The organism is Companilactobacillus mindensis DSM 14500 (assembly GCF_001434275.1).
GTDB classification, from domain to species: Bacteria; Bacillota; Bacilli; order Lactobacillales; family Lactobacillaceae; genus Companilactobacillus; species Companilactobacillus mindensis.
The window spans coordinates 26,400-38,790 of record NZ_AZEZ01000095.1; the positions used below are offsets into that span (position 1 = coordinate 26,400).

Annotated in this window: 10 protein-coding genes and 1 pseudogene; 4 read left to right on the forward strand and 7 right to left on the reverse strand. The window is 38.1% G+C overall.

The genetic code is table 11. The annotated features are described in order from the left end of the window. Positions 1-344 precede the first annotated feature (344 nt). Positions 345-1,196: pseudogene (locus tag FD29_RS09185) on the reverse strand (alpha/beta hydrolase). A 255-nt stretch (positions 1,197-1,451) separates the two neighbouring features. On the opposite strand from FD29_RS09185, the gene FD29_RS09190 reads away from it, so the two are divergent. The 3 genes from FD29_RS09190 to FD29_RS09200 all read left to right on the forward strand — a co-directional run bounded on the left by FD29_RS09190 (position 1,452) and on the right by FD29_RS09200 (position 4,610). Next, the gene (locus FD29_RS09190) at positions 1,452-2,483 is read left to right on the forward strand and encodes a branched-chain amino acid aminotransferase (protein WP_057888645.1); all 1,032 of its coding nucleotides are present in this window, start codon (positions 1,452-1,454) and stop codon (positions 2,481-2,483) included. 667 nt (positions 2,484-3,150) lie between these two features. Then, entirely contained in the window at positions 3,151-3,624 is a 474-nt protein-coding gene (locus FD29_RS09195; protein ID WP_057888646.1) for a nucleoside 2-deoxyribosyltransferase, read from the forward strand. 185 nt (positions 3,625-3,809) lie between these two features. After that, positions 3,810-4,610 carry a hypothetical protein gene (locus tag FD29_RS09200; protein ID WP_057888647.1) on the forward strand — a complete coding sequence of 267 codons (801 nt, stop codon included), beginning with the start codon at positions 3,810-3,812 and terminating at the stop codon, positions 4,608-4,610. Between the two features lie 254 nt (positions 4,611-4,864). Here FD29_RS09200 and FD29_RS09205 read toward each other — a convergent pair whose 3' ends face one another. From FD29_RS09205 to FD29_RS09220, 4 genes are all read right to left on the reverse strand, one after another. Continuing rightward, the gene (locus tag FD29_RS09205) at positions 4,865-5,623 is read right to left on the reverse strand and encodes a hypothetical protein (RefSeq protein ID WP_057888648.1); all 759 of its coding nucleotides are present in this window, start codon (positions 5,621-5,623) and stop codon (positions 4,865-4,867) included. A gap of 959 nt (positions 5,624-6,582) precedes the next feature. Continuing rightward, a complete protein-coding gene (locus FD29_RS09210; RefSeq protein WP_057888649.1) occupies positions 6,583-7,737 on the reverse strand; it encodes a hydroxymethylglutaryl-CoA synthase in 1,155 nt (384 codons plus the stop codon). After that, positions 7,737-8,978, reverse strand: coding sequence for a hydroxymethylglutaryl-CoA reductase, degradative (locus FD29_RS09215; RefSeq protein ID WP_057888650.1), 1,242 nt, complete (start codon positions 8,976-8,978; stop codon positions 7,737-7,739). Before FD29_RS09215 ends, FD29_RS09210 begins: the two co-directional genes overlap by 1 nt. Further along, on the reverse strand, positions 8,975-10,129 hold the full coding sequence (locus FD29_RS09220) for a thiolase family protein (RefSeq protein ID WP_057888651.1): 1,155 nt from the start codon (positions 10,127-10,129) through the stop codon (positions 8,975-8,977). The genes FD29_RS09215 and FD29_RS09220 overlap by 4 nt, the downstream gene beginning before the upstream one ends. A gap of 96 nt (positions 10,130-10,225) precedes the next feature. Here FD29_RS09220 and FD29_RS09225 point away from each other — a divergent pair, with 96 nt between their 5' ends. Further along, positions 10,226-10,510 (forward strand): hypothetical protein, encoded by a 285-nt coding sequence (locus FD29_RS09225; RefSeq protein ID WP_057888652.1) that lies wholly within the window; start codon positions 10,226-10,228, stop codon positions 10,508-10,510. Here the strand turns inward: FD29_RS09225 and galU are convergent, their stop codons facing one another. Together galU and FD29_RS09235 are read right to left on the reverse strand one after the other, a co-directional pair. Next, the gene (gene galU, locus FD29_RS09230) at positions 10,511-11,422 is read right to left on the reverse strand and encodes a UTP--glucose-1-phosphate uridylyltransferase GalU (RefSeq protein WP_057888653.1); all 912 of its coding nucleotides are present in this window, start codon (positions 11,420-11,422) and stop codon (positions 10,511-10,513) included. A 2-nt stretch (positions 11,423-11,424) separates the two neighbouring features. Beyond that, a complete protein-coding gene (locus FD29_RS09235; protein WP_235804297.1) occupies positions 11,425-12,381 on the reverse strand; it encodes a YihY/virulence factor BrkB family protein in 957 nt (318 codons plus the stop codon). Positions 12,382-12,391 lie beyond the last annotated feature (10 nt).

Below are 12,391 nucleotides of genomic sequence, written 5' to 3' on the forward strand. Positions count from 1 at the left end.
AACAACTGGATGGCCTATTTTAGTATTGTTTTAAATAAAATATTGAATCATTAGATCCAAAATTTTAATACTACTAATGTAAAACAAATAAAAAACCGTTTAGTCTGGAATGGAATTCCGGTGGATGCTCAGCCGTGGTAGTCTCTTAGCTGGCGGTACCTTGCCAGGTTAGAGACAGACAAGCTTAGAGACAATTTGAACTGTAATTGGCTCTAAGTTGCTCTCACTGCGTTCCAGCGTCCACCAGAATTTCATGGAAGACGGCAGTGAACAACCAAACTTGAAAAAGAGCCTAAGTATTAAATCAGAGATTTTTTATGTTAATATTCTAAAAAAATCCAAAACTATTTTTTCCACAAGAAATTGATCAACAACTTATCCACTTGTTTATTCTCGTGCAATTTACTGTGTTGAGCCATCTTACCAGTGATTTTCTTCTCTTGATAAGATTTAGCGCGGTCACTGACTAAGTATTTCAAAGATTTGGAAGAAGCATTGCTGACTCGACCATCAGAATGGGTCCCATCACCCTTATCGCCGTATATATTCAAAACTGATGTCTTAGTTGGGTAAACTTTCCGTAATTTCAACAGTTGCTTGTAATCTTTATCCATCTTGTTCGGTTTCCCGGAAGCATTCAATTTCATCTTGTTAGGCTCGTCGTTCATCCCTAAAATACCGTTAAAATGACCTGCAATATCTACGACCTTATTGACTTTAGGCAAGCCTTTTTTACCGGCATAATCCATAATGTAATAATTGATAGCCATATTCCCCATCGAGTGACCAACAAAGTTGACGCTGCTGAATTTGAAGTGTTTTTGCAACAAAACAACCACATTCTTGGCCCATTCGCCGGCCTTCTTATAGTTACCCATCTTGTTATTATCAAAATTGACTTCAACTAAAGGATTCTTAGTTCCCTTAGGAATTGCTCAAATCAATTTGGCATAACCATTGGGGCTGACGTTGACTCGGACGATCTTTTTAGTGACCCCAGCCTTTTTAATAGCTCCAGTCATCTGAGTTTCAGCGTTGAAACTACTGCCATAGCCGTGGAAGAAAATGGTCGGCGTGCTGCTTTGAAGATACTTCTCAGAATTGCTGGCTTGCGTGTGGTGCTCGATGCCAAATAGTCCGCCGATAACTACTAGCAATGCCACAATAATTGAAATAATTACTCGTTTTTTATTCATATTTATTCCTCTTATACTTCATTATCTCTTATTGTAACTACCCTCAGAGCCAATACCTAGAGAAAACACTCCAATTGTTTCTTCAGCAATATTGACTTTGTGATTCAAATTAAAATAAATCTAAGAAAATGTAAATTTAGCCAAAATATATTAAATTTTTCATTGACACTCACTGATTGGTTAATTATGATAAGTCTAATAAATTTAATAATTCTTTAATTTATTAGATTGAATTTAACAAAGGAGATATAAGATATGGCAAAAGCAGATGCAACAAAAATTGATTGGAACAATTTAGGTTTCAATTACATGGACTTACCTTACCGTTTTACTGCTCATTGGAAAGACGGAGAATGGCAAGATGCTGGATTGACAGACGACAGTACCCTTCACATTAGTGAGGCTTCACCAGTCTTGCACTACGGACAAGCAGCTTTTGAAGGTATGAAAGCTTATCGTACACCCGATAACCACATTCAATTGTTCCGCCCTGACCGCAATGCTAAACGTTTAAAGGACTCATGTGAACGACTCTTGATGCCAGTTTTCCCAGAAGACAAATTCGTTGAAGCAGTAAAATCAGTTGTTAAAGCTAACGCCGATTTCGTGCCTCCATATGGAAACGGAGCTACTCTTTATATCCGTCCATTGATCATTGGTACTGGTGAACAAATTGGTGTTCACGCAGCTCCAGAATACATCTTCACTATTTTCGCAATGCCCGTTGGCAATTACTTCAAGGGTGGTCTTACACCAGTTAACTTCACTACTTCTCAATACGATCGTGCCGCTCACAAAGGTACTGGTCAAAGTAAAGTTGGTGGTAACTACGCTGCCAGTCTTTACCCCGGTGCTCAAGCTCACGACAATGGCTTTGCAGACTGTGTTTACTTGGATCCAATCGAACACAAGAAGATCGAAGAAGTTGGATCAGCTAACTTCTTTGGTATTACTAAAGATGACGTCTTCGTTACTCCTAAGTCACCATCTATCCTTCCAAGTATCACTAAATATTCCCTACTTTGGTTGGCTAAGAACCGCTTAGGCCTTGGCGCTGAAGAAGGCGATGTTTACGTTGATGATCTTGACCGTTTCAAAGAAGCCGGTGCCTGTGGTACTGCCGCTGTCATCTCACCTATTGGTGGTTTGGAACATAATGGTAAACTTCATACTTTCTATTCACAAACTGAAGTTGGCCCTGTAACTAAGAAATTATACGAAACTCTAACTGGAATTCAATTCGGTACTGTCGAAGCACCCGAAGGTTGGGTTCAAGTAGTTGAATAAAAATTAGTATTAAGGATTCTATCCTATTAAAGATCATCTAGAAAAACTAGATGATCTTTTTTTATACTATCTTTAATAGTTATCTAATTATTTTAAATTCTAATCACCCCTAATATTACTAACGCAAAACAAACAAAGAATTTATTAGTCTGGAATTTCATGGAAGACGGGAATCAAAAAAATATCTAGGTTTTAGACAAAAAAAGAGCCATGACAGGGGTAGTCACAGCACTTCTTTAATATATATATATTGTTATATGTTGGATTAATCGTAACTATTAATTAAGACATCTGAAGGGTAAGCTTAATTAATTGATTACTCATACGATTGGATGAGGCAGCGGGTTCAATTCGTAATATCCTCATAAAACCCTTTACTCGTTGATAGCCCTAAAGAACGCACAATAAAGCTGCCGTCCCCAGAATTATTAGTATCACTATTCATAACTCTATTGGGATCTAAATCTTCTCGCTAAGTAAAGGTTTATTACTCCTTGAATCTTACAAGACACATTGTATATTGAATCCCCCTTTTTGGTTTATCTCTATCTGTAAAGATTTTTATCCAAAATTGGAATAATCGATTATTCACTAAATGTTATATCCTATATTTAGATTAAGCATGATAGAATATTACAGAACAAATAATAAAAAGAGGTATTTTCAAATGAAGATTTATTTTGCCAATGGCTTATTTGCACTAGCAGATCGTATGTTTAACGAGTTCGTAGTTGATAAAATCAGAAAGATGGATGACACGATCGAAGTTTATCTTCCCCAAGAAAATGGCGACATCAATGACAAAATGAATTACGCTGATTCAATCAAAATTGCTCAAGAAGATAACAAGGAACTACTTTCTTCCGATTTAGTCGTGGCAATTTTGGATGGCGACACAATGGACGACGGCGTGGCTTCAGAAATCGGTTTAGCTTTTGGAAAAGACATCCCCGTTATCGGCGTTTACACTGACCTTAGACAACACGGTTTCGAAAACCCTGAAAAGCTTGAGGCTGTAAAGGGACTCGGTGAAAATCCTTTCGCATATATTAACAATTACACCGTTGGATTGATCAAAATGAATGGCCAAATGGTCAATAATATTGATGATATGTTATCAGCAATTAAAAAATATATCTAAAATATCTTTGCATATTTTGACTTATTTATATTTCAATTCGATTACGCGCATTTTACAGATAAGTTATAACTAATTTACAGTTGAGTTATAATCAACATTTCCCGGTCTAGACGTTATATGATTACTTCCGTTGAGAAAATTAGTAAAACAAAACACGTTTTTTAATTCGGGGGAATCTTTTTATAATGAAGATCAAAAATTTTGTAGCATCCATTTTTACAGTAACAACACTTGCATTGATCGGAGTAAGTGCACAAGCACAAACTGTTGATGCTGCTACTACAATGGCAAATATCAGTGGTGTCGTTTATGTCAACAATACAAACGGCGCAGTTATTTACAACTCACCTAACGCAAATGACGTTACAGAATCAAGAAGATTAGCTAACCAAACTGGTTGGGTCATCAACAAATCTGCTAACGTTGACGGTACTATTTACTATCAAGTAGGTACTAACGCATGGGTTGTTGCTTCTGATACTTCAAACGATGCTCCTGCAGTATCTTTGGACAAAGATATGTACATTAACGTCAATGGTGGTGTAAACGTCTATGATGCTCCTAATGGTAGCTATACTGGTGCCGTTAATGGTGGCGTTATGACTCACGTTTACGCAAGCAAGACTGATGCTAATGGTACAACTTGGTACAACCTAGCCAACAATGGTGGCAACCGTTGGATCAAGGGTGACTTCCTTTCAGAAGATAATGTTAAAAAGACTGTTACAATGTCTGCTACAGCTTATGATCCTGCTGTTCTTGGTTCAAACATGGGTTACAGTGGTGTTGCCGCTAACCTATCAAACTACCCTAAGGGAACACATTTGAGAATTACTGATAGCAACGGTAAAGTCTATGACCGTGTTGTTAATGATACTGGATACTTCGCATACAGCAATCCTAACCAATTAGATATTGCTATGCCTAACTCAGAAGCATTACAATTTGGCCGTCAAAATGTTACCGTTCAAGTTCTTGGTAACTAATTAATTAATTGAGAGAAATAAAAGCTTGGATCTGTGAGGGATTCAGGCTTTTTTGTTTGTTCGTTCACTGCCGTCGTCCGCTCGGCAATATCGGGGCTGGAACTGCTCTCGCTCCCGACTAATTAAATTTAATATGAAATGTATTAAAAAAATAAAGCCTATATCAACTGATGTAATAATAATTCAGTTGATATGGGCTTTTGTATATTTCCAGAAATTTATGTATTTGATTAAATACCATCAAAAATAATCATTTAATGATTTTGTGAATCAATATATTCTTGATGTAATTTTGGTCCGATTGCTTCTGGATCAGTAACTTCCAGACCAGGTTGTGGTTTCAAGTCTACTCCATCGACACTGCCTTGGATCTCGTCGCCATCATTGATGACCGTAAAGTAATTGAAGTTGCCATCAGGATTACCGGAATTACCATAACGGGAACCTTTGCCCAAGAATGATACATCTGTTGGCGTCGTTGACAAAATATCGTCGGCTGTAGGCCATCTGGCATCCAAAGATGTCGCAACTGTCTTATATCTGATCACACCGGCTGAATTAATTTCATAAGTTCCTTTAGTGTAAATGATTCCTGGATTGTTGGTATCGATATTGGCAACTTTATAATTATAAATATATTCACCATTACCTTTTAAAAGCAGCGTATAAGTGTCGCCCTTCCAAGTACATGTGTAAGGTACATCGGCAAACTTCTTGTCAGAATAATCAGTGCTATTCTTGCTGTCTGTTGAAGTTGTATCTTGGGTTGCATTTTGTTGAGTTGTAGCTTGTTCGTTATCTGAGTTATCGTCGCTCTTGTTTGCAGTTGAAGTAGCCTTAGTAGCCGTCTTAGTTGCTACTGGAACCTTTTTCTTCTTTGGTTTAGCAACTTGTTCCGTCTTTTGCGTATCGCTAGCAGAACTCTTGTTGTGTTCCATCCCCATAACGATTCCGACGATCAAAACAACCGCAATTACGACTATTCCACCGATAAATTTTAATATCTTTTTCATTATCTTCCCCCTAATTCATAATAAAAATTATATCAAATATTCTTAACTACGGATTATTTTTATTATTCAAAATATTTCCAATAAAAAGAGCGCAAAAAAAAGAGCCCTCGCTGTTGAGGACTCCCTTTAGTAGATATAAGTGGTAAGATGAAATTTACTGCAGTTTCATCAACGTTAAAATGAATCTAAACTTTAAATGTGAATCTTACTACTTGATACATATCTTACTATATGAATATGTAATACTGTTCAACTAATGGATCCTAGCGAAACACGTATTGAGTTTGCGCGACTACTATATTATTAGGTCGATCTTATGTTAACTTTTGTCGCTAGTTCCAAAAATGTCGTTGAACTGTACAGACTCTAAATTTTCCTTTGTTTTGGTACTAATCCTACCATCGAAACGATAAAACTTTCATAAATCAAAATCTTCTTTAGGGCTACAGTTCCTGACATTTCATCTTTACCACACCCATAATATAGCACGTTCGGTAAGCGGTTTCAATATTAAACACTCAAGTTAGAATATTTTTTTTGACACTAAAAAAGGACTCTCCGTTGGGGAGAATCCCTAGTTAGATATAAGTGGTAAGATGAAATTTATTGCAGTTTCATCAACGTTAAAATGAATCTAAACTTTAAATGTGAATCTTACTACCTGATACATATCTTACTATATGAATATGTAATTCGTTCAACTAAAGGATCCTAGCAAACTATGTAATGGATTTCGTGCGACTACCTAAATATGTCGATCTTATGTTAACTTTTATTGCTAGTTCCTAAAATGCCGTTGAACTGTAATGCCTTAATATTATTTTGCTCTCTACTAATCCTACCATCTCCTAGAAACGATAAAACTTTCTGAATCAAAATCCTTTCTTGGAATACAGTTCCTGACATTCCATCCTTACCACACCCATAATATAACATGTTAAGTAAGCGTTTTCAATACTCTATTTCAACTTTTTATAAAGCCGTTCATTCTCTTTAATTTCACTCAAATAGAACTTCTCGGTGATCGTCTTAGGATCAACGATCGTACCATCTTGATACTCAACTTGATAAATTCTTTCGTAATCATCGATGGTCATTTTTTGACGGTCATCGATGATTTTTTGTAGAGCTTTTTTATCGATAACTTTTTCAAAGTCAGCTTGGATCTGTCCACTGTACAATTCACCCACAGCTCCAGAACCGTAACTGAAGAACAACACTTCTTCACCAGCTTTAGCAGCGTTAACTAAGTATGACAACAAGCCCAGATAGAGTGAACCAGTGTAAAGGTTCCCTACCGCACGGCTGAATTTGATGCTGGCTTGGTAATGCTTTGTCAATTCAGCGTATTTAGCATCTGAAACCTTGCCCTCCAAAGTTCTCAATGCCTTAGTACCCATCTTCGTATATGGAATGTGGAATAGCATCGTTGAAAAATCATCAGCCGTGACATCATATTTAGCTTGATATTTGTTCCAAAGCGTCTGGAAAAAGTCCACGTAAACTTCATTAGAAAACTTTCCCCGAGCAAAAGCTGTCTTAGAGAAAGTTGGACGCCAGAAATCACCGACATTGCGAGTCATATAAACTGACTTGTGATCTAATTTCAAAACTCGAGGGTCTTGGCTGATGATCATAGCAACTGAACCGGCACCTTGTGTCACTTCGCCAGGAGTCTTGATGCCATAACGAGCAATATCAGTCGCAATGACTAATGCTTTTTTACCAGGATTATTGCTGACAAAATCGTAAGCAGTCTGTAAACCGGCTGTGGCTCCGTAACATGCTTGCTTGATTTCAAAAGAACGAATATCTTCAGGCAGATCCAACAGATCCATCAAAAAAGCTGCGGTGGATTTCGATTCATCGACACTGCTTTCGGTTCCAACGATCAGTAAACCTAAGTCCTTTTTATCTTCAGCAGTCAAAATACTGTCAGCTGAACTGGCCGCCATAGTTACTGCATCTTGATAAGGAAATGGCACGGCTTGTTTATCTTGGCCGATACCAATCGTAAATTTATTAGGGTCGACGTCGCGAGCCTTGGCTAATTCAACAATATCAATGTAATCTTTGGGAACGTAAAAACCAATCTTATCAATACCTATATTCATTATTCTTTTCTCAACTCCATCAAAATATTTTGTGCATTTTCAAGCGTATAATTCTTTGTTTGATTTAATTTAGCTGAAACTTGTTGGATCTCTTTACCGACGGCACCAGCTGAAACAGCCAACGATTTACTCTGTAAGCTCATGTGTCCAGCTTGAATCCCAGTCGTGACCAAAGCTCGCAAGGCTGACAAATTATTAGCTAAGCCAACCGCACCAACGACTGATTGCAACTGTTTACTACTATTGATCTTCATGATCGTCAAACTCAACTGTGCCATTGGCAAAGCTTTGATTGCCCCACCAACGCTGCCGAGTTCGATTGGCATTTCAAGCGTTCCAACTAATTGATCATTTTCGATTTTCCACTCACTGAATGGTTGATAAGCACCATTTTCAAAGGCATAACTGTGAGCAGCCGCTTCTTGAGCCCGAAAGTCATTGCCGGTAGCCAAGAATACGGCATCGATACCGTTCATAATCCCTTTGTTGTGCGTTACAGTCCGTTTGACGGACGTTTTAGCAAATTGAGCTAGTTGAACGATCCTTTTAGCAACTTCTTGTCCAGACATAGTTTTAGTGGCTAATTGGGCAAAATCAACTTTAGCATCGACCGTGATGACTTGTCCTTGGCCACTATTCGACAAAATACTGCATAAAATATCTCCAGAAATCAGGTCTGAAATATAATGTGCGGTTTTTTCCAAAATAGTATTCACTAAATTAGCTCCCATCGCATCGACCGTATTGACGCCCAATTCGATCTCAGTGAAATCAGTATAGTGATGAAAATCAAGCGAAACCACGCCACCGCCACGTTTGATCAAACTAGGATGAGCATTTTGAGCAAATTCTAAAATCTCCGGACGTTGCTGCTCTATACATAGCTGCTCAGATTCCGTTAACTTTTCCAAAACGATTTGGCCATAAACAATTCTGGCACTCGGAATCGTCTTGAAACCACCACTCAATTTCACACGCTTAGCTCCATTGGATGCGGCTGCCACCACCGATGGTTCCTCAGTTACCATGGGAACTAAGTATTCTACGCCATCGACCAAAAAATCAGTTGCAAAGCCATAAGGCAAGCTGAAACTGCCGACTTGATTCTCGCTCAAACTGTCAGCTAGATCCGTTGAGATCGTTTGCCGATTCTGCAATAATTCAGCTTGGTTCTTGGTAATATGCCCGCCATCGAGCAGTAATTTTATTCTCTGTTCATCAGTCATTTCGTAAATTTTCATCGTAATTTGGCACCCATTGCCATACCCATGCCACCACCAATACATAGTGATGCTAGGCCTGACTCTTTACCTTCTTGTTGTAAGGAATTGATCAACGTTGCAATCATTCTAGTACCCGTGGCACCTAGTGGATGACCCAAAGCAATCGCCCCACCGTAAATATTCAACTTGTCAACTGGCAATTGTAGATCCCGACTGACCGCAACAGCCTGAGAGGCAAAAGCTTCATTGACTTCGAACAAATCAAAATCAGCAACTGTCTTTTGATAACGGTCGAAGTATTTATTGATAGCATAGTAAGGAGCATAGCCCATATAATTAGGATCAATACCGATTTCAGCGTAACCAGTAACTTCAGCTACAAAGTTTAACCCTAGTTCCTTAGCCCGACTTTCTGGCATCAAGATCAAGGCAGCAGCTCCATCGTTGATTGGTGATGAGTTTCCAGCTGTTACTGTACCCTTTTTATCAAAGACAGTTCTTAACTTACCCATTTGTTCTAACGTAGTTGTTGGACGAACGGACTGATCAGTTGTAACAAGTTCGTCATTAACTTCGATCGGTAAAATTTCTTTAGCTAGTTTGTCTTGTGCTTGGTGAGCTTTTTGATGTGAATCAAAGGCAAACTTATCTTGTTCTTCACGAGTGACGTGATATTTTTTGGCAACATTTTCCGCTGTGATTCCCATTGGCAAGTGATTGAAGGCATCATTCAAACCATCGTTGAACAACGCATCGGATAATTTGGGACTTACGTCCATCTTGCCAGTTCTGGGTGCGTAAAATGGAGCGTTCGACATGCTCTCGATACCACCAGCTACTACGATCTCAGCATTTCCCATCTTAATAGCAGAAATACCTTCATAGATAGCTTTCATCCCTGAACCACAAACTTGGTTGACGGTCATGGCAGTTGAGTCCACGCGACCACCAACGTTCAAACCGATCTGACGTGCACTGTTTTGGCCCAAACCAGTTTGATAAACATTGCCGAAGATAAATTGGTCAACGATCTTAGGGTCGACGTGATTTTTCTTCAACAGTTCTGAAACGAGTTGCGTTCCTAGTTCAACCGCCGTTAAATCAGCAAATTGGCCTCTGAATTTGCCGATAGCAGTTCTTTTTGCATCTATAATTACAATTGGATCCATTATTTAAGTGTCCCTTCAAACTTGGTAGAATATCTCTAAGCCTTAATGATAATTTAATTACTGAATAAAAACAAATATAAATGGTGGAAATTTCTTATGCGTACTATTGATTTAATCTTATTATTAAATGATTTCAAAAAAAATAACCGTGTCTTTGTAGAAACAAACGACCAAAAGCTCGCCGTGATCGACTTAGAAATCATCGACGATGAAGTGATCCTCAAGACCTCGACTAAATTGCATGGTCTCAAGAACTGGGAGTTTCTCGCTTTGATCAATCAAAAAGCTTATTATGAAATGCCCGTTTTCTTCAATAACAAAAACAGCCACCAACAACTCTTCGGTTTCAGAGTTGCTAATGACTGCTTATTATTCGGTTAATTATTTAGTAGTTTTCTTAACAGGTTTGTCATTTGCTTGAAGTTTCTTAGCAAGATCGACAATGTAGCTCTTCAATTCATCTTTAACTTCGGGGTGAGTTAGACCATATTCAATATTAGTCTTAACGTAGCCGAACTTGTTACCGACATCGTATCTGTCACCCTTGAATTCGTGGGCAAAGACGCGTTGAGTCTTGTTCATTCGGTCAATAGCATCTGTTAATTGAATTTCGTTACCAGCACCTGGCTTTTGAGTTGCTAGTAAGTCAAAAATTTCTGGTGTCAACAAGTAGCGGCCAATAATAGCCAAGTTACTTGGGGCATCTTCTGTCTTAGGCTTTTCAACGAAAGTCTTAACATTGTATAGACCTGGTTCATTCTCGCCTTCAGGATCGATAACACCGTATTTAGAAACATCCTTTTCAGGCACCTTCATAACGGCAATCGTTGAAGCGTGAGTCTTCTCATAGTCTTCGATCAATTGTTTTGTCAAAGGAACCTTATCCTTCATCAAGTCATCGCCTAGCATAACGACGAAAGGTTCGTCAGCGATAAATGACTTAGCTTGAAGAACAGCATCTCCCAATCCATTTGGGTGAGCTTGACGACTGTAATACAAGTTAACGCCAAGGTTAGTTGTGTCTTGAACGACTTTTAATAATTCAGTTTTGTTCTTTGATTCTAGGTTTTGTTCCAATTCTGGTACAGAATCAAAGTGATCTTCGATTGAGCGTTTGTTCTTACCAGTGATGATCAAAATATCTTCAATACCTGAAGCCTTAGCTTCTTCAACAATAAATTGAATCGTTGGCTTATCAACGATTGGTAACATTTCCTTTGCTAAAGCCTTAGTGGCTGGCAAAAATCTTGTTCCTAATCCCGCTGCTGGTATAATTGCTTTTCTAACTTTCATTATTATTCTCCTTTTCCATGCGACTGCAAATAACTAGTTAATCTACTAGTACTTATCCTTAAAAATGGACCACCATATGCTTCAGCAAAACCGACATTAATAGCATTTCCAAATAAAAAGATTGTCACTGACATATTCACCCACAATAAAAACACGATAATTGCGCCAATAGCACCGTAATTGTCCCAGGCTGCACCGAAGTATTTCAGATAATACGAAAACATCTGTGACAAGCCCAAAACGCCTATGCTAGTAATAATGGTCCCAACTATAATGTAATAAAATTTTAAATGAATACTGGGTAAAAAATAAAATAAAGCAAACATGATCAAAAACATTATAACAATTGCGAACGGCCATTTCCATCTAGTAAATTCATCCAAAAGTCGGGAATTTACTCGTAGTAAAGGAATCAGCCAATTTAAAAAAAGTTGTCCGAACGTAAAGGTTACGATTGCGGCCACACCGATCACCAATAATAGCAAGGTCGTCACAAAAGCTAATCCGCGTCGGATAATATAATTTAAAAAAGTTTTTTCAACAAACAAACTGCTGATATCTAAACCATAGGCTTGATTCATTGTCATCTGTGCAATATTTAAACCTCGAGAAATAGCCCACAAGGAAACCACAATACCAATTGACAAGATACCTTTATTCGAATTGGATAAGACTTTAATGATTGTCGGTAAAATATAGTGATGCAAGTCATCCGGCAAGATGAACTCGATATAACTAATAACCGTCGGTTTATCCAATCTTAATAACGGAATCAAGTTTCCCACGATGATCACAATGGGGAAAAGCGACAACAGGATGTAATATGTAATCGCCTTTGAAGCTAAAGGAATATTGGACTCGGTCACCGCTTGAGTGACATATTTTACAAAACCAACTAACTTCTCTTTTTTGGATATGGGCTGTTTAAATAATGGCACCTGTTGTTTATCTTCTTCCATTATTCACACC